Annotated in this window: 14 protein-coding genes; 7 read left to right on the top strand and 7 right to left on the bottom strand. The window is 75.0% G+C overall.

Annotation, left to right across the window (positions count from 1 at the left end):
* Positions 1–32: 32 nt before the first annotated feature.
* Together ABT238_RS15635 and ABT238_RS15630 are read right to left on the bottom strand one after the other, a co-directional pair.
* Positions 33–854, bottom strand: a complete 822-nt coding sequence (locus tag ABT238_RS15635; RefSeq protein WP_350566504.1) for a hypothetical protein — start codon at positions 852–854, stop codon at positions 33–35.
* Positions 855–900: 46 nt separating this feature from the next.
* Complete coding sequence (locus ABT238_RS15630) at positions 901–1,440, bottom strand: SigE family RNA polymerase sigma factor (RefSeq protein ID WP_350566505.1); 540 nt, start codon at positions 1,438–1,440, stop codon at positions 901–903.
* A 202-nt stretch (positions 1,441–1,642) separates the two neighbouring features.
* On the opposite strand from ABT238_RS15630, the gene ABT238_RS15625 reads away from it, so the two are divergent.
* Positions 1,643–5,137 (top strand): S8 family serine peptidase, encoded by a 3,495-nt coding sequence (locus tag ABT238_RS15625; protein WP_350566507.1) that lies wholly within the window; start codon positions 1,643–1,645, stop codon positions 5,135–5,137.
* A 175-nt stretch (positions 5,138–5,312) separates the two neighbouring features.
* Entirely contained in the window at positions 5,313–6,308 is a 996-nt protein-coding gene (locus tag ABT238_RS15620) for an alpha/beta fold hydrolase (protein WP_350566509.1), read from the top strand.
* A 149-nt stretch (positions 6,309–6,457) separates the two neighbouring features.
* On the opposite strand, the gene ABT238_RS15615 is transcribed toward ABT238_RS15620, so the two are convergent.
* The 3 genes from ABT238_RS15615 to ABT238_RS15605 all read right to left on the bottom strand — a co-directional run bounded on the left by ABT238_RS15615 (position 6,458) and on the right by ABT238_RS15605 (position 9,860).
* Positions 6,458–8,128 (bottom strand): vWA domain-containing protein, encoded by a 1,671-nt coding sequence (locus tag ABT238_RS15615; RefSeq protein WP_350758542.1) that lies wholly within the window; start codon positions 8,126–8,128, stop codon positions 6,458–6,460.
* The gene (locus ABT238_RS15610; protein WP_350566513.1) at positions 8,125–8,997 is read right to left on the bottom strand and encodes an AAA family ATPase; all 873 of its coding nucleotides are present in this window, start codon (positions 8,995–8,997) and stop codon (positions 8,125–8,127) included. Before ABT238_RS15610 ends, ABT238_RS15615 begins: the two co-directional genes overlap by 4 nt.
* Before the next feature lie 173 nt (positions 8,998–9,170).
* The gene (locus ABT238_RS15605; RefSeq protein ID WP_350566514.1) at positions 9,171–9,860 is read right to left on the bottom strand and encodes a Tat pathway signal sequence domain protein; all 690 of its coding nucleotides are present in this window, start codon (positions 9,858–9,860) and stop codon (positions 9,171–9,173) included.
* Between the two features lie 478 nt (positions 9,861–10,338).
* Between ABT238_RS15605 and ABT238_RS15600 the strand changes: the two genes are divergently transcribed.
* From ABT238_RS15600 to ABT238_RS15590, 3 genes are all read left to right on the top strand, one after another.
* Entirely contained in the window at positions 10,339–11,076 is a 738-nt protein-coding gene (locus ABT238_RS15600; RefSeq protein WP_350566516.1) for a TetR/AcrR family transcriptional regulator, read from the top strand.
* Positions 11,077–11,257: 181 nt separating this feature from the next.
* Positions 11,258–11,914 (top strand): DUF6230 family protein, encoded by a 657-nt coding sequence (locus tag ABT238_RS15595; protein WP_350566518.1) that lies wholly within the window; start codon positions 11,258–11,260, stop codon positions 11,912–11,914.
* 125 nt (positions 11,915–12,039) lie between these two features.
* The gene (locus ABT238_RS15590) at positions 12,040–12,495 is read left to right on the top strand and encodes a DUF6114 domain-containing protein (RefSeq protein ID WP_350759534.1); all 456 of its coding nucleotides are present in this window, start codon (positions 12,040–12,042) and stop codon (positions 12,493–12,495) included.
* A 272-nt stretch (positions 12,496–12,767) separates the two neighbouring features.
* Here ABT238_RS15590 and ABT238_RS15585 read toward each other — a convergent pair whose 3' ends face one another.
* The gene (locus tag ABT238_RS15585) at positions 12,768–13,937 is read right to left on the bottom strand and encodes an NAD(P)-dependent alcohol dehydrogenase (protein WP_350758527.1); all 1,170 of its coding nucleotides are present in this window, start codon (positions 13,935–13,937) and stop codon (positions 12,768–12,770) included.
* Between the two features lie 127 nt (positions 13,938–14,064).
* On the opposite strand from ABT238_RS15585, the gene ABT238_RS15580 reads away from it, so the two are divergent.
* Both ABT238_RS15580 and ABT238_RS15575 read left to right on the top strand, forming a co-directional pair.
* On the top strand, positions 14,065–15,021 hold the full coding sequence (locus ABT238_RS15580; RefSeq protein ID WP_350758520.1) for a helix-turn-helix domain-containing protein: 957 nt from the start codon (positions 14,065–14,067) through the stop codon (positions 15,019–15,021).
* A gap of 199 nt (positions 15,022–15,220) precedes the next feature.
* Positions 15,221–16,609 carry a globin domain-containing protein gene (locus ABT238_RS15575; protein WP_350566525.1) on the top strand — a complete coding sequence of 463 codons (1,389 nt, stop codon included), beginning with the start codon at positions 15,221–15,223 and terminating at the stop codon, positions 16,607–16,609.
* 57 nt (positions 16,610–16,666) lie between these two features.
* Here the strand turns inward: ABT238_RS15575 and ABT238_RS15570 are convergent, their stop codons facing one another.
* Positions 16,667–18,100 carry a selenium-binding protein SBP56-related protein gene (locus ABT238_RS15570; RefSeq protein WP_350566527.1) on the bottom strand — a complete coding sequence of 478 codons (1,434 nt, stop codon included), beginning with the start codon at positions 18,098–18,100 and terminating at the stop codon, positions 16,667–16,669.
* Between the last annotated feature and the right edge of the window lie 163 nt (positions 18,101–18,263).

The raw sequence follows: 18,263 nt of genomic DNA, 5'->3' as shown, positions 1-18,263 counted from the left end.
CGACCGGACGCCGACCGGCAGGAGGTGGCAGCTCAGAACCGCCAGGCCGGATCGTTGGCGATCGCCAGCAGCGCGGTCGGGTCCAATGCGCCCTCCGGCCGCTCCGGGAACTGCTGGAGGGTGACTGTCCGGCCGTCGGCCCGCAGCACGCGGACGTACTGCGAGGTGCGCCCGCTCTGCGGGAAGGTGAGCGTCACCGCCTCGGCGCGGGCGCCATCGGGCAGGTCGACCAGCTCGCACCGGTTGGCCGGCAGCACCTCCTCGGGTGTGGGTTGGCCGGGGGGCGGGGTGATCTTCGGGAAGGCCACCGTGGCGCAGAGCGGCACCTTCGGGGCGTCCGCCGTCCGCTCGGCGCCGCCGATGAACTCCACCGGGCCGGCCGCACCGCTCCAGGCGACCCGGAAGGTTCGCCCGGCGATGTCCCCGGCCCGGACATCGGAGGCACCGGCCGGCAGCAGGCCGGCGAGCGTCGCCCCGAGCTGCTGGCTGGTCCAGGCGGTCGGCCGGTCGGCGCCGGGCCCGAAGGAATCGGGCCGCAGCGCCTGCGGGGTCTCGCCGGACTCGCCGACCAGTGCCACCGGGCCGGCCAGCGGATCGGCCGGCGCACCGGCGGCGGCGACCGCCGGCCCGCCTGCCGGGGCCGCCGAGGCGAGGCACACCACCAGGGTGGCGAGGGCGGCGGTGACGCCCGCACCGGCTCCGGTCCGCGCCAGCCTCCGGACCCCGCTGCGGCGGCGGCCGGCGGCCATCGCGGCCTCGACCGTGCCGCCCCGCAGCGGCGGTTCCGAGCCGAGCCCGGCCGCGAGGAGGAGGCGGATGTGCTCCTGGTCTTCGTGGGTGTCGTCGTGTCTCACGGGGTGTCCTTCACGGGGTTCATCGGATCTTCCTTCAGGGATGCGCTCACTGGGCGCGCGTCGCGGGAGCGGGCCCGGGCGCGCCGGTGAGCTGCTCGAACGGATCGGCGTCACCCAGCAGTTCGCGCAGCTTGGCGAGCGCCCGGGCGGTGTGGCTCTTGACGGTGCCGGCGCTGCAGTTGAGTGCCTTCGCCGTCGTCGCGATGTCCAGGTCGGCCCAGAACCTCAGCACCACGACCGCCCGCTGACGCGTCGGCAGGGCGTTGAGGGCCGTCCTGACCTGCAGGCCGAGCGACGGGTCGGTGTGCGGCCCGGCGGAGTCGGGCAGCGTCTCGACCGGCCGCTCCCTGCGCCATCGTCGTCTGCAGTGGTCGATGCTGGCGCGGGTCACCACCGTCTGGGCGAAGGCCTCCAGGTTGTCGATCCGGTGTCTGCGGTCCCAGGTCGCGTAGATCTTGGTCAGCGCGATCTGGGCGATGTCCTCGGCGTGGTGCCAGTCACCGCAGATCCAGTGAGCGGTACGCCGGAGCTCGGGCAGCCGCTCCTCCGCGAAGGCGCGGAACTCGTCCTGGTCAGAGATGCGCATGGGAAGCCTCCGTTCGTCTCTGTACACACACCGACGGAACGGACCGGCCCCGGAGATGACACGGCTCGGGAAGTTTTTTCGAGGGATTTTTCCTGACGACTCATGACATCCTCCGCCGTCCTCCGTTCCGTCGGTCCCCACGACAGACCGAACACGCGGGGACCGGGCCCGACCCGGGCCCCGCCGGAGGGGACGGGTGCGCATGCGCAGGACATCGAGGACGGGGCGGCTGACGGCCGCTCTGCTGGGAGCGGTACTCGTGGGGACGGTGACCGCGCCGGCCGCCTGGGCGCGGCCGGCCGGCCCGCCCGCCGACACCGTACCGGGCGGCGCGGGCGGACCGGGGAGGCTGGTCCAGGTCACCCTGATCACCGGCGACCGGGTCACCGCCCGGGTCGGCGCCGACGGCACGGTGGCGCCGGTCGGCGTCCAGCCCGGCCCGGGCCGCGAGGGGATGGCCTTCAACCGGGTGCCGGGCGTCCCCGGCAGCCTCACCCTGGTCCCGCAGGACGCCGACCAGCCGCTGCGCGCGGGCCGGCTCGACCCGCGGCTCTTCGACATCGCCGGGCTGATCGCCCAGGGTTACGACGACGGCGGCAGCCGTGAGCTGCCGCTGATCGTCGGCCGCGCGCCGGGGGAGGGCCCGGCCGGCCTCGCCGCCACCGCTCCACCGCCGGGTGCCACCGCCGTGCGCGAGCTGGAGAGCGTGCACGGCACGGCGCTGCGCGCCGACAAGGCGCGCACCGGGGAGCTCTGGCAGCGGCTCGGCCCGGCCGCCGCCGCCCCCACCGTGGCCCCGGACCCCGCCGGGACGGCCGAACTCGCCCCGGGCGTCGCGAAGATCTGGCTGGACGGCAAGGTCGGCGCAGCCCTGGACCGCTCCACCGCGCAGATCGGCGCGCCCGAGGCCTGGCGCTCCGGACTCACCGGACGGGGCGTCAAGGTCGCGGTGCTGGACAGCGGCGTCGACGGCGGCCACCCCGACCTGGCCGGATCGATCGGCGAGAGCTCCGACTTCACCGGCGGGGCCACCGGAGTCAAGGACGCCGACGGGCACGGCACCCACGTCGCCTCGATCGTCGGCGGTGACGGCGCCGCCGCCGAGGGCCGCTTCAAGGGCGTCGCCCCCGACGCCGAACTGCTGGTCGGCAAGGTCCTCGACGACGAGGGCAGGGGCCAGGAGTCGTGGGTGCTCCAGGGCATGGAGTGGGCAGCCGCCCGGGCACCGATCGTCAACCTCAGCCTGACCGGTGCGCCCACCGACGGCACCGACCCGATGGCCCAGGCGGTCAACACGCTCTCCGAGCGGTACGGCACGCTGTTCGTCGCCGCCGCGGGCAACAGCGGCCGGGCCGGCACGGTCGGCTCCCCGGGCTCGGCCGACGCCGCGCTCACCGTCGGCGCGGTCGACCGCGCCGACCGGCTCGCGCCGCTCTCCAGCCAGGGGCCGCGCACCGGCGACCACGCGGTCAAGCCGGACATCACCGCGCCCGGCACGGACATCGTCGCGGCCCGGGCCGCCGGCACCACCGGGCAGAACCCGGTCGGCGACCACTACACCGCCATCTCCGGAACCTCGATGGCCGCCCCGCACGCCGCCGGCGCCGCCGCCCTGCTGCTGCAGCAGCACCCGGACTGGAGGGGCCCGCAGCTGAAGGCGGCCCTCACCTCCTCCGCGCGGCCCGCCGCCGACCAGAGCAGCTACCAGCAGGGCGCCGGCCGGCTGGACGTCGCCCGCGCCACCGCGCAGACCGTCCTCGCCACCGCCGAGTCCACCGGGATCCGCTTCACCGACCGGCAGACCGGCCCCGCGGTGACCCGCACCATCACCTACCGGAACACCGGCACGGAGCCGGTCACCCTCGACCTGGCCGGCTCGGTCACCGCCGCCGACGGCTCCGCGGGACCGGCCGGCGCGCTCACCGTGGCCCCGGCCCGGCTGACCGTCCCGGCCGGTGGCAGCGGCCTGGCCACCGTCACGGTCGACCCGGCGGCGGTCGCCGCCGGTGCCACCCTCAGCGGCCGGGTCACCGCGGGCGTCACCGGCGCGGGCGCCGGCGGCGGGCAGGCCGGCCCGGCGGCGCCGTCCGTCACCACGGCCTTCGCCCTGAGCCGGGAGGCGGTGCACCACGAGATCACCGTTCAGGCCGTCGACCGTGACGGAGCACCGCTCGGGCCGGGTGACTGGCTGACCGGCCGCTCCCAGCTCCACCTCGTCGACCTCGACACCCGGGCGGCGTACGAGCTGCGGTTCACCGACGGCACCGCCACCGTCCGTGTCCCGGAGGGCCGCTACAACCTCGCCGGCAAGCTCGTCACCCCCGCGAGGAACGGCCGCTCCACCACCGGCACCCTGCTGCTCCAGCCCGAACTGGAGCTGCGTGGCGACAGCCGGCTCTCCATCGACGCCCGCCAGGGCCGGCAGATCACCGTCACCGTGCCGGACCGGGACGCCGTGCCGTTCTCGCTGTCGGCCGCCTTCTGCTACCGGAGCGCGAAGGGCACCCCGTGCGCCGGCGAGGTCCTCAGCCTCGGCACGCCCGGCAACCTCTATGTGATCCCGAGTGCCAGGCCGGCCGCCGGCACGGTGGACTTCTCGGTGCAGAGTCTGCAGAGCGGACCGGCCCGCAAGGACGGCCGTCTGCCCGACCGCTACGACCTGTTCCTGCACACCACGGGAGCCCTTCCGGACCCGGCGTTCCGGGTCGCCCCGGCCGACCTCGCCACCGTCTCCACGCTCTACGGTGCCCAGTCCGCCGGCACCAGCGGAGTGATGAGCAGCTACGCCGAGGCCGACGGCGTCGGCGGGCTCACCTACGGCGAGCCGACCTTCCCGCTGCCCGCCGCCCGTACCGAGTACTTCACCACCCGGGGGCAGCAGCGCGAGACGTACTTCGGCCAGGAGGCGGGCCCCGGCGGGGAGCTCTTCCCGCCGGCCGTCACCCAGAGCGGCGTGGTCCCCTGCGACGCCGGCGCGTCCTGCGTCGAGTGGTGGAACGGCGCGGTCACCGGCCCGGGCCTCGCGGCCGGAAAGGACGGCGCCGCCTCGATGGCCCGCACCAGCGACCACTTCATGACGGTCTTCCCGCAGCTGTTCACCGACGCCGCCCCCGGGCACTACGGCTCCCCGCTGCCGCTGCGGATGAACGACACCGTCCAGCTCGAACTGGCCCGCGACGGTCAGCGGATCGGCGCCGCCGACACCCCGGCCGCGACCTTCGCCGTCCCGCCCACCGAAGGCTCCTACCGCCTGACGGCCAAGGCGATCCGCGCCGAGGCCTGGGCGCTCTCCAGCACCGTCGAGGCCGCCTGGACCTTCCGCTCCGGCCCCGTCGCGGCCGGTCCCGGCGGGTCCGTGCGCACCGCACCCCTGCCGATCGGCGTGGTCCGGCTGAGCGCCCCGGTGGACGCCGAGAGCCGGGCCCCGCGTGACCGGCACACGGTCACCGCCAGGGTCGAGCGCCAGAGCGGCGCGCCCGCGCCCGCCACGACGCGGCTCACCGCCGAGGTCTCCTTCGACGGCGGTGCGAGCTGGCAGAACGCCTCCGTGAGCGGAGCCGGCCAGGGTGCGCACAGGATCATCGTCGACCCGCCCGCGCAGGGGGAGGCCGACGTCTCGCTGCGCGTCACCGCCCAGGACGCGGACGGCTCGGCGGTCGAGCAGACGATCCTGCACGCCTACCGTTTGAAGCCCTGACGGGCGGGCGCACGGGCACCGGACAGGAGTGACAGGAGCGAGGAGAGGAAGGAGGAGAGCGCCGTGGCGGGACGGTAGCCGTGGTTCCCCGGGCGCCCCGGTGGGCAGGGAAGGAAGCGAACGGTCGGACGCTATCGGTTCGGCCGGGTGACGAGTCGTCGACGAGGAGGGCCGCATGACCAAGCAGGCGTACGGACGGATCGCGCACCGTCATGTCGAGGTGAACGGCGTTCGGCTGCACGTCGCCGAGCAGGGGGAGGGGCCGCTGGTCCTGCTGCTGCACGGCTTCCCGGAGAGCTGGTACTCCTGGCGGCACCAGTTCGCCCCGCTCGCCGCGGCGGGCTACCGGGTGGTCGCCGTCGACCAGCGCGGCTACGCCCGAAGCGAGCAGCCCGATTCGGTCGACGCCTACACCCTGCTCCACCTGGTCGGCGACGTCACCGGCCTGATCCGGGCGCTGGGGGAGGAGCGCGCGGTGCTCGTCGGCCACGACTGGGGCGCCCCGGTCGCCTGGACCACCGCGACCCTCCGTCCCGACCTGGTGCGCGGCGTCGCCGGACTCAGCGTCCCGCCGCTGCCGACCCTCGGCCTGCCGCCGCTGGCCGAGGCCAGGGAGCGGTTCGGCGAGGGCTTCTACCAGATCTACTTCCAGCGTCCCGGTGTCGCCGACGCCGAACTCGCCCGGGACCCGCACGCGACCTTCCGCCGGATGCTCTACAGCGGCTCCGGCGACAACCCGCGCGGCGCGGAGCCGCGGGCGTGGGTGGTCGGTGAGGGCCAGACGCTGCTGGACGGCACCGTCGACCCGGAGAAGCTGCCCGCCTGGCTGTCGGAGGCGGACATCGAGGCCTTCGTCGCCGACTACGCCGAGCACGGCGAGCGGGCCTTCACCGGCGGCCTCAACTGGTACCGCAACATCGACCGGAACAACGAGCTGCTCGCCGGGCTCGCCGGTCGGCCGGTGGACGTCCCCGCCCTCTACGTCGCCGGGGAGCGGGACATGGTCACGGCCCTGATCCCCGAGGACGGGATGCGGCTGCTGCTGGAACACCTGACGCCCAAGCTGCACCGGAGGGTCACCCTCCCGGGCGTCGGGCACTGGACGCAGCAGGAGAGCCCGGCCGAGGTCACCGCCGCCCTGCTGGACTTCCTCCGGCACCTGGACGGCTGATGGACGGCTGAGACCACCGGAGGGCGGTCCGGTCCGCACCGGCCCGCGTCGGTCCGGTCCGCACCGGCCCGCACCGGCCCGCGTCGGTCCGGTCCGCACCGGCCCGCACCGGACCGCACGACCGGACCGAACCGCCCCACCCGCCGGCCTCAGACCGGCAGCAGCCGGGCGATGAACTCGCCCAGTCGGCGGGCGTTGCGGCAGCAGTGCATCTCGACCACCTGGGCGTAGGCCGGGGCGGCCGAGTCACCGGTGCCCCAGAGGGCGGGCTGCTCCGGGTTGAGCCAGTAGACCCGGCGGGCGCGGGCGGCGATGCGCTGGAGGGCGGCCGTACGGGGATCCCGGTAGTTGTTCCGGGCGTCGCCGAGGATCAGCACACTGGTCCGCGGGCCCACGGCGTCCAGGTGGTGGTCGGCGAACTCGCCGAGCGCCGAGCCGTAGTCGCTGTTGCCGTGGTAGCCCGTCACCTTGGCCTCGGTCAGGATCCGCCGGGCCAGGGCGGCCGGGTCGCCCCCGCCGCGGGTGAGCAGATCGGTCACCTCGGCGGTGCGGTTGACGAAGGCGAACACCCGGACCTTGCTGAACTGCTCGCGCATCGCCTGGACCAGCAGCAGGGTGAAGTCGGAGAAGCCCGCCACCGAGCCGGACACGTCGCAGATCAGGACCAGCTCCGGCCGGGCCGGTCGGCGCAACCGGTGGGCCGGGCGCAGCGGGACGCCACCGGTGGACAGCGAGCGGCGCAGGGTGCGGCGCAGGTCGATGTGGCCGCGCGCCGCCCGGCGCCGGCGCGCGGCCAGCCGGGTGGCCAGCTTGCGGGCCAGCGGGTGGACGGTGCGGCGGAGTTCGGCGAGCTGGTCACGCCCGGCGGCGAGGAAGTCGATCCGGTCGGTGCTGGGCGCGACGGCCCGTTCGGCGACGTGCTCGGTGCCGCGGACTTCGGCGGCCCGGCGGCGGGCCTCGGTGGCGACCATGGCACGGAAGTCCTGGATACGACGGCGGATCTCGTCGGGAAGGAGGTGATCGGCCAGGTCGTCGGGGCCGGGGGCGGCCCGGCCGGCGGCGCCCGCGCGCAGCGCCGCGAGCACCCGGGCCAGCAGGGTTTCCGGGGAGAGCCGGCCGAGGGTCTGGTAGGCGGACCAGCCGTCGCTGCCGGGGCGTCCGGAGCCGCCGGCGGTGCCGTACCGGCCGAAGGCGGCGACCGCCTCGCCCGCGAGCCGGGCCTGGGCGGCCCGGTCGTCGGCGGCGAGCGCGGCCGCGAGCCGGGCCCGGAGGTCCTCGCGCAGGGCGGCCAGGTCCAGGTGAGCCGGGTCCAGCCGGGCCAGGTCCAGGTGAGCCGGGTCCAGCGGGGCGAGGTCAGGCTGGTCCGGCTCCGGCGCCGCCGGATCCCGCAGGGCGGGGTCGGAGGCGTCCGGGCCGGAGGCGCGGCGCACGCTCTCGGGGTCGCCGACGCCGAGCGGGAAGAACAGGTCGAAGGCGGCGTCGAAGACCCCGCGCTGCCCGTCGGAGCGCAGCAGGGCGGCGGCCAGCCCGGCCCTGACCTGCTCGCGGTCGGCGAGGCCGAGGACGTCCAGGACGGCCGCGGCGTCGACCGTCTCGGCGGGCCCGATCCGCAGGCCGTGGCCGCGCAGGGCGCGTACGAAGCCGGTCAGCCGGGCGGCGAGGTCCGCCGCTGGGGCACCCGCCCTCGATGCCGCGCCGCCGCCGTCCGCCGCGCCGCCGTCCGCCGCGCCGCCGTCCGCCGCGCCGCCGACCGCCGTGCCACCGCCTGTCGCGCCACCCGTCGCCGTGGCTCCGTCCGCCGGTTGCGGGGGAACGCTCATGCCACGGTGAGCTTCTGCGTGGCCTTCAGCACGTCGTCCTGGTGCTTGAGGACCACCCCGAGGGTGGCGCGCACGACCGTCTCATCCAGAGTGTCGGCACCGAGGGCGAGCAGGGTGCGGGCCCAGTCGACGGTCTCGGCGACCGAGGGGGCCTTGCGCAGCTCCATTGCCCGCAGCGCGCCGACCACCCGCACCAGCGACTCGGCGAGCGCGGCGTCCAGACCGGGGACGCGCAGCCGGACGATCCGGCGCTCCAGCTCGGCCTCCGGGTAGCCGAGGTGGAGGAACAGGCAGCGCCGGCGCAGCGCCTCGGAGAGCTCCCGGGTGGCATTGGAGGTGAGGAGGACGAACGGGCGGCGGCTCGCCGTGATGGTGCCCAGCTCGGGCACGGTGACCTGGAAGTCGCTGAGCACCTCGAGCAGCAGCGCCTCGACCTCGACGTCGGCCTTGTCCATCTCGTCGATGAGCAGCACGGTCGGCTCGTCGCCGCGGATGGCGGTCAGCAGGGGCCGGGTGAGCAGGAACTCCTCGCCGAAGATGTCGGTACGGGCCTGGTCCCAGCCCTCGTCGCGCCCGGCGGTGATCCGCAGCAGCTGCTTGGCGTGGTTCCACTCGTACAGGGCGCGGGCCTCGTCGATGCCCTCGTAGCACTGCAGCCGCACCAGCCGGGCGCGGCCGGTGGCGGCGACGGCCTTGGCCAGTTCGGTCTTGCCGACGCCGGCCGGCCCCTCGACGAGCAGCGGTTTGCCGAGCCGGTCGGCGAGGAAGACGGTGGTCGCCACGTCGGTGGAGGCCAGGTAGCCGGCCTCGGCCAGCCGGGCGGCCGTGTCGGCCACCGACTCGAAGAACTGCGTGCCCTCGCCGCCCATGCGTGCCCCACATCCCCGTCGTCCGGTGCCTGTTGCCAGCACCCTACCGGTGGGTCACTTCGCTGTCCCGGGCGCGGAGGGGCACGGCAGGACGGGGCACGGCACGGCACGGCCATGCCCGGCCGGCGGTCGGGGACCGCCGGCCGGGCCAACTCAACCGCGCCGCGGGGGCGTCAGTTGACGTAGACGACCGGGCTCCCGGCCACCGAGCTGTCCCGGACCGGGCCGTAGGTGGCGCTGAAGTAGCCGACCGGGAAGCAGGTGCTCGGACCGGAGAACTTCGGCAGCGCCTGGGCGTTGAAGCCGATGGTCTGGCCGACGTTGTTGGTCGTGCCGGCCAGACCGCCGGCGGCGCGGTAGACGCAGGTGATGGTGCCGAGGATGGTCTTCAGCACGACGGTGGTCTGCACCGGTCCGGCCGAGGTCGGGTCGAGCGAGACCGGGTTGCCCGGGGCGTCGCTGACCGAGTTGGTGTACGGGAGGTTGTTGACGGTGATGCTCTGCACGCCGGTCACGCCGATGACGTTGGCGGTGCAGGAGCCGAAGGACTGGGTGTTGAGCGACTCGGTGGCGACCCCCGGGGCGGCCGGGTTGGTCAGGACGGTCGCGGAGAACGCGGAGGTGGCGCACTTGATGCCGGTCGTTCCGGTGGCGCTGGAGTAGAAGTTGGCGGTGGTACCGGCCACCAGGTTGGCGACGAGCACGTCACCGACGGAGACGTTCGGGCCGGCGAGCGAGGTGTGGGTGAGCACGGCGACGGCGTTGGCGGCGGGGGCGGCGGCCTGGGCGGGGGCGACGGTGCCGGCGGCCAGGACCGCGGCGGCGGCGAGGGCCGCGGTTCCGAGGGTACGGCGGATGCGCATGAGGGTGTGCCTCTCCGGGCGAGTCGGGTGGGGGAGCCCGCGCGGTCGGGGTGGGGGTGCGCGCGGCGGCGTCGGCCGCGGGGTGACCACGACGGGATGAAGCGGAACGGGCACCGCGGACGGCGACTCGGCGGGCCCGGCGCCACGGGCCCGCCCGTACGGGCGGCGGTACCGGCGGCACGACGCTGTGCGGCGGGTACGGCACGGCCCGGACCGACCGCGCACGGCCGGCCGGGCCGGAGGCGGTCGGGTACGGCTGAGTACGGCGGGATGGAGCGGAGGTGGAGCAAGGGTGGGGCACGAGGGTACCCGCGGTGCAGGGTGCACGTCGGCGGCTGCCACCGCCGGGCATGCGTTCGCCATACTGAGCAGTCGGAACGCGTGCGGGCTTCCGGCGGCGTCCGCCGCAGATTGGAAACCCGCCAGTGTTGTAAACCGGATGTCACGTCAATGTCAAGAAGAAACACAGGAGTTGGCGATGAACCCGGAAACCCGTCGGCACGCCGAAACCGTCCTGCTGCCCGGCGCCCGCACCGGGCGCGACCCCGCCCGGTCGATCAAGCGCGGCCCGAGCCGGCTGCCGCCGGGGGTGGTCGCCGCGACCCAGCGCGAGCGCCTGCTCGACGGCCTGGTGCTCACCGTGGCGCAGCACGGCTACCAGCGCGCCACGGTGAGTGACATCTGCCGTGCGGCCGGGGTGACCAGGCCGGTCTTCTACGAGCTGTTCACCGGCAAGGAGGACGCCTTCCTCGCCGCCCACCGGCACGGCACCGGGGTGGTGATCCGCCGGATGGCGGCCGCGTTCGCGGCGGCGCCGGACTGGTGCACCGGGATCCGCGAGGCGCTGCGGGCGATGCTCGGTCTGCTGGCCGGGGTGCCGGCCTTCGCGACCATGGCGGTCATCGAGCTGGACGCGGTCGGTCCGGCAGGGCGCCGCGAGCGCGAACAACTCCTCACCCGCTTCCGGGCGTTCTTCGCCGAGGTGCCCGAACTCCCCGGCGGGGTGAAGGCGGAGGCGATGGTGGACGCCGTGGTCGGCGGCGTCTACTGCACCCTCCAGCGTTGCATCGACAACGACCGCACCGCCGAACTCCCTGATCTCCTGCCGACCTTGAGCCTCTTCTGCCTGGCTCCTTTCCTGGGTCCGGCCGAGGCGGCGCGCCGTCTGTCGCTGGACCCGACGCCGTGGGGCGAACCCGCCGGGAGCGGACGATGATCCTTCGTGCGCCCGTATTGACCCGCTTCAATACTGGGCAGTAGCTTCCCAGTTACCCACTGCGGCCGACCGGCCCGCCCCGCTGCCGAGGGGCGGTCCCTCCCGGCCGTGCCGCAGAACGCTGTCCGCGCCAGGACAACGTGCCAGTGACTGCCCGTCCCCATCACCCGAGGGAGCGCACATGGCCACGTCCGAGGACGCCGCCCACACCGAGAGCACCGCCGACACCGCGGAGACGCCCGTGCAGCGCAGAGGCCGGGTCCGGCTGAAGCGCACCGCGTTGATGGCCGTTCCCGCCGTCGCCGCCGGCGCCGTGCTGATGACCCTGACCGCGCAGGGCGTGCTCGCCGCCCAGTTCGCGATCTCCGGCATGCCGTTCACCGTCACCGCCGACAGCCTGGACGGCGTCGGCTTCGAACAGTTCGGCAGCCTGGACCACATGATCGAGGACAGCCCCAACGCCGGGGACACCGGCGGGCAGGTGCTGGTCGCGGTCTCCGCGATCAAGGAGGCCTCGCTCACCAAGCTCTGCCAGAGCGTCGAACTCGGCGGCATCAACCTACTGATCAAGGCCGGTGACGCCGGGACGCCCGTGACCGCCACCGACCTCACCACCGACTCCGACCTGCTCTCCGGCGACGCCGAGTTCAAGAACATCGAGATCGGCGGCGACGCGAGCACGTTCACCAAGGCCGGCGTCAAGGGCCTGCCCGGAGTCTTCGGGCAACAGGCCGACACCGTTCAGATCCGCAACCTGCGGCAGCACAACTACGCCACCACGGCCGGCGCCTTCAAACTGCCCAACCTGCGGCTGAGCTTCAGCTCCGAGGGCTGCTGACGGTGGCCGAGCCCGAGCCGGCGCCCGTGCCGGCCCCGGCGCCAGAGCCGGCCCCCGCGCCCGTGCAGGTGGCCTCCGAACCCGCGCCGGCCACCGGGTCCGAGCCGGTGAACGAGGCCGCGCCGGTGCCGGAGCCGCAGGCCGCCCGGGCCGGAGCGCTCACCGCCGCCCGGGCCCGCCCGGCCTGGCGCGGCTGGCGGGGACGGCGGCCGTTCTGGGGCGGAGTGCTGGTCCTGTTCGGCGGCGCGGAGATCCTCTTCACCCTGCGCGCCCCGCTGCCCGTCGTCCTGCACATCGGGCTCCAGGGGCTGTCCGGCTACCTCGTCCCGACGGTCATGGTGGTCTGCGGCCTGCTGATCCTGTTCAACCCGGCCCAGCGGCTGTTCTATTCGATCGTCGCCGTGCTGGCGTCGCTGGGCAGTTGGCTCACCTCCAACCTGGGCGGCTTCCTGATCGGCATGCTGTTCGGCGTGATCGGCAGCTGCCTCACCTTCGGCTGGATACCGGACCAGCCCCCGCGCCGCCGCCTGCTGCGCCGGGGCCAGGCCCGCCGGAAGGCCGCCGGACCGGCCGGCGTCTGAGGCGGTCACGGCCGGCGCCCGACGCAGACCCCGCGTCCGGCACGGCCGCGACCGCCCCCGTCGGCGAGCACCCCCCGTCGGCGAGCGACTCGCCCGACGGCCGACGGCCGACGGCCGACGCCCGACTCCCGCCGACGGCCGGCCCAGGACCGGCGCCCCGCCCCCGGCGATGGGAGAGCACCGGGGACGGGGCGCCGTACGCGCGCTGTCAGGCCGGGCCGGGCTGGACCAGGCCGGTCCGGACGGGCCCGTCCGGACCGGACGGCCCCGCGTCAGATGGTCGTCGCGTCGATGACGAAGCGGTAGTGCACATCGCTGCGCAGCACGCGCTCGTACGCCTCGTTGATCCGGTCGGCCCGGATCAGTTCGATCTCCGCGCCGATGCCGTGCTCGGCGCAGAAGTCCAGCATCTCCTGGGTCTCCGGCAGCCCGCCGATCATCGAGCCCGCGATCGACCGGCGCCCGGTGAGAAGCGCGTGCGCGCCCACGCCGACCGGCTTCTCCGGCGCTCCGAGCTGGACCAGCGTGCCGTCGGTCCGCAGCAGTCCGAGGTAGGCGCTCAGGTCCAGATCGGCCGAGACGGTGTTGACCACGAGGTCGAAGCGGCCCGCCAGCTCCGTGAACGTCGCCGGGTCGGAGGTGGCCCGGTAGTCGTGGGCGCCGAGCCGCAGTCCGTCCTCGCGCTTGCGCAGCGACTGGCTGAGCACGGTGACCTCGGCCCCCTTGGTCCGGGCGATCTTCACCCCGAGGTGGCCGAGGCCACCGAGGCCGACCACGGCGACCTTGCGGCCGGGCCCGGCGCCCCAGTGGGTGAGCGGGGAGTACAGCGTGATGCCCGCGCAGAGCAGCGGCGCGGCGGTGTCCAGCGGCAGCGCGTCGGGGATGCGCAGGGCGTACTGCTCGTCGACCACCAGCTGGCGGGCGTACCCGCCGTACGTCGGGGCGCCGTCCCGCCCGAGGGCGTTGTAGGTGAAGACGGTGCCGCCCTCGCCCGTGCAGTACTGCTGCAGCCCGGCGCGGCAGTTGTCGCACTCCCTGCAGGAGTCGACGAAGCAGCCGACGCCGACCCGGTCGCCGACCGACCAGCGGGAGACCCCGGCGCCGACCGCCGCGACCACCCCGGCGATCTCGTGGCCCGGGACCATCGGGAAGATCCCCGGGCCCCACTCCTCGCCGACCTGGTGGATGTCCGAGTGGCAGATGCCCGCGTAGCGGACGTCGATGAGGATGTCGTGGGCGCCGAGCGCCCGGCGCGGCACGGTGGTCCGCTCCAGCGGCGCCCCGGGGGCCGGGGCGGCGTAGGCCTCGGTCCGCCCGGCCCCGGCGGTCGAGACGCCGGCCGCGCTCTCGGTGCCGACCTCGGCGTCGACGTCGGTAGCGGCCTCGGCGTCAGCGTCGGTGATCGTGCCGGTGATCGCGTCGGTGATCGTCGTGTTCGTCATGCCTCAAGGCTCGGCGCGCCGTTCACGCCCGGCCAGACCAGTGATCGTCGTAGGTTCCCCGTTCCTACCATCGGCAGTATCACCCTCCGCACCGCCGCCTCCCCGGACTCGGGCCCATACTGCTGGCATGGACCAGCGCACCGAGCTCAGCGAATTCCTGCGGTCCCGCCGGGCGCGGCTGCGGCCCGCCGACGTCGGGCTGCCCGAATACGGCGGCCGACGTCGGGTGCCCGGGCTGCGCCGCGAGGAGCTGGCCCAGCTGGCCGGTGTGAGCACGGCCTACTACGTGCGGCTGGAGCAGGGGCACGGCGAGAACGTCTCGACGGCCGTCCTCGACGCGATCGCCCGCGCCCTGCGCCTGGACTCCGCCGAGCGCGACCACCTGCGCCGGATCACCCAGCCGCTCCGCCGGGGCGCGGGGCGGGCCCGCACGCGGCGTCCGCAGCAGGTGCGGCCCGAACTGCAGCAACTGCTGGACGCGATGGAGGGCGTCCCGGCGTACGTGCTCGGGCGGCGGCTCGACGTGATCGCCTGGAACCGGCTCGGCAACGCCCTGATCGGCGATGTCTCCGCGCTCGCGCCGGAGCAGCGGAACCTGGCCTGGCTGGTCTTCCTGGACCCGGCCGCCCGTGAGCTGTACGTGGACTGGGAGGGCAAGGCGACCGACCTGGTGGGGATGCTCCGCTTCGACGCGGGCCGCGACCCGGACGACCCCCGGCTCGCCTCGCTGATCGGCGAGCTGTCCGTGAAGAGCGAGGACTTCCGCCGGCTGTGGGCCGCGCACGACGTCCGGGACAAGGGCCACGGCCTCAAGGAGCTGCACCACCCGGTGGTCGGCCCGCTGACCCTGCGCTACGAGACCTTCCGCCCTGCGGGGGACCCGGACCAGGTGCTGGTCGCCTACCACGCGGATCCGGGCTCCGCCTCGGCCGAGTGCCTGCGCCTGCTCGCCAGCTGGACGGCCACCGAGCAGCGACCCGGCCCGGCACAGGGGCGGACACCCGCACCCACACCCGCGCCCGCACCCGCACCCGCACCCGCATCCGCGCCGGAGCCCGGACCCGGTCCGTCGACAGGTCGGTAGTCCTCTTCCCGGGGCCCCACCCGGTCCGGTGGTCCCGGTGGACCCGGGACCACCGGCCCTGTCCGGATCCCGCGAGCGGCCGTTTACTGGACCTGTCGCCGATCCGGGCCACCCCCTGCCCGAAATCGGCCCGGAGGCCGTCCGGACGGTGAACAGCCGTCGTCCAGAAGGTTGCTGACAGCTGGTTAGGCTGCGGATCATGGACACGGACACCCCCAGCGGCACCACCGAGTACGACCGGCTGATCGCGCGCCACCACGCCATGCGGCTGCGTCGGCAGATCCTGGCGCCGGCGCCGTCCTTCGCCGCAGCGCCCGCGCTCCCGGGCGGCGCTCCCGGCCCCCGCCCCGGCGCCCAGCCGTCCGCGAAGGCCTACGGCGCCCACGGTGCGTACGGCGCCCACGGCGCCACGGGCACGAGCGGCACGCACGACGCCCCGGCCGCGCACGAGGCCTACGCCCGGGACCACGACGCCGCCGCCGACCAGCGGCTGATCCTCGGCGGTCTCGGCCTGGTCACCCCGTTCGCCGACCTGATCGACCACCTCTACGCGTTCATGTTCCGCCGCCGCCCCTTCCTGCGCGGGCTGTTCCCGGAGTCCATGGAGTTCCAGCAGGTCCACCTGGAGCGGATGTTCGACTACCTGATCGAGCACCTGCACCGGCCCGACCGGCTCGCCGCCACGCTCGGCCAGCTCGGCCGCGACCACCGCAAGCTGGGCGTGCGCCCGGTCCACTACGAGGCCTTCGAGGAGGCGCTCTGCCAGGCGCTGCGGCTCCGGGCGGGCGCGCACTGGACCGACGAACTGGAGGCCGCCTGGGTGCGGATGCTGCGCTTCGCCGTCCGCTCCATGGTGGCGGGCGCGGAGTCGGCGCTCACCGAACCCCCGTACTGGCACGCCACCGTCGTCGGCCACGAGCGCCGCCGCGCCGACCTCGCCGTGCTCCGGGTGCGCACCGGCGAGCCGTACCCGTACCGGGCCGGGCAGTACGGCACCGTCGAGCACCCGATGCTGCCGCACACCTGGCGGCAGTACTCGATGGGCTGCGCGCCGCGCGCCGACAACGAGCTGGAGTTCCACGTCCGCCGCACCGGGCCGGGCGGGGTGAGCGAGGCGCTGGTCGAGCACACCGCCGTCGGCGAGCGGCTGCGGCTCGGCCCGCCGCGCGGCACGCTGATGCCCGAGGACGACACCCGGGACCTCCTGCTGGTGGCCGGCGGTACCGGGCTCGCCCCGATGAAGGCGATCGTCGAGCAGCTGGTGGAGCACCCCGCGCGCGGTCGCCGGGTCCACCTGTTCGTCGGCGCCCGCGCCCGGGCCGACCTCTACGACTGGCCGGCCCTCACCGAACTCGGCGGGCGCAAGCCCTGGTTGGAGCTGATCCCGGTCGCGGACGACACCGCCGACGGTCCGGCGGGCCCGGGCGGGCGGCTGGCCGAGGCGGTCAGCCGGGCCGGTGACTGGTCCGAGCACCTGGCCTGCGTCAGCGGCCCGGCGGGCCTGGTCGACGAGGTCCGCACCCGGCTGGCCGCCTCCGGTCTGCCGTCCACCCGGATCCACCACGACCCGGTGCTCAGCCGCCTCTGAGCCCCGGTCCGCCCGCCCCCGCCACCGGTGGCAGTACGCCCACCGGCAGCAGTACGCCTACCGGTAGCAGTACGAGTCCGAGGAGGCGTCCCCGCCCGCCAGGTGCGTCTGGTGCACCCGCAGCCCCCGGAAGTCCTCACCGTGCGGGAAGAACCGCGGGTCCACGGTGAGCCCGCCCAGCTCCGGGTCGGCGTCCAGCTTGACGATCCACGGCTCGACGCCGTCCGGGTAGAACTGGTCGTCCCACGCCCCGTACAGCGAGTTGGTGAGGTAGAGCCGCCGCCCGTCCCGGCTGATCTCGACCATCTGCGGGGCACCGCTCAACGGGCGGTCCGGCTCGGCCGGGTGCGGGGTGCGCGCCGTCACCCCGCCGAGCCGCACGGATCCGGTGAGGCGGGGGTGGAACGGGTCCGCCACGTCGTACTGCAGCAGCTCGCCGGTGCCCCAGGCGGAGACGTACAGCCAGCGGTCGTCCACCGACAGGTTGATGTCGGTGACCAGCGGCGGCACCGCGCCGAACGGCTGCAGGACGGGCGGCAGGTCCTCGGCCTTCGCCGGCTCGGCGGGGATCTCGATCACCTTGCGCGCGGTGAACGCCTCGCCGTCCCGGTACCAGAGCCAGACCGAGGCCGAGAGGTCCTCCACGTTGGTGACCACCCCGGCGAACCCCCACTCGGCCTGCGGGTCGTGGGCCGGGCGCAGCTCCAGCACCATCTGGTACTGGTCGCCCAGGTCGATCCGCTGCAGGTGCCGCCCCGAGTCCAGCTCCCAGAAGTGCAGCGCGTGCCCGTACTTGCGGCCCAGCAGCAGCTCCGGCACCACGCCGTCCTCGACCATCCACGGGGTGCCCCACTCGCTGGTGACGCCCACGTTGGTGCCCAGGTGCCACCACACGTCGTAGGAGAAGTGCTGCGGGCCGCGCTCGGTCTCCCAGGGGCGCAGCACGTCGAAGGTGGTGTGGTCGAGCAGGGCGACCCCGCCGGGGCCGTCGCCTCCGGCGGCCGCGCCCAGGCAGGACAGGAAGACGCCGTCCGGCCCGCAGTGCAGGGTGTGCGGGCGCGAGTACCCGGCTCGGGCCGCCAGCTCCTCCGCCGCCACCGTCTTCACCAGCCGCGGCCGGACCGGGTCCGGTCGGGTGTCCAGGACGTGCAGCTGCGAGGAGCGCAGGCCCGGCAGCAGCAGGTAGCGCCGCTCGGCGTCGTGGTGGCCGGCGTGCGCGAGCGCGCTGGAGCAGGCGTTCCAGCCGAAGTGGTGCAGCTCGTCGCCCACCCCGGGCATGTCGGTGAAGTTGAGCACGCGCCCGTAGCTCGCCGACGCCGGGTCGGTGTCGACGGTGATCAGCGCGTCCGGCCGCTGCGCCGAGCGGTCGAAGCCCGCCACGTAGGCGAGCTTCTCCGGCGGCGCGGCGATCGCCTCGGCGGGCGTGCGGTAGAGGGAGGGATCGCTGTGTCCGGGCTGCCGGTCGTCGTGCGGGCCGTGTCCATGCGGCATGCTGGCTCCTCAACTCGCCTGTTGGGCAAGGGAAGTGACAGGGGCCCGGGTAGCCTTCCACAGACTCGCGGGCGCACAGCAGGCGCACGGGGAGCGGGCGGGGGGCCGGGGGCGGCGCGCAGACCCTCGCCGGCCTGCGGGCCGTCGCCCCCGCCGCCCACCT

This window comes from Kitasatospora sp. NPDC001527, from assembly GCF_040298605.1.
Taxonomy (GTDB): Bacteria; Actinomycetota; Actinomycetes; order Streptomycetales; family Streptomycetaceae; genus Kitasatospora.
Note: the sequence above shows the minus strand (reverse complement) of the source record. Positions and strands in the feature narration are given on the sequence as shown.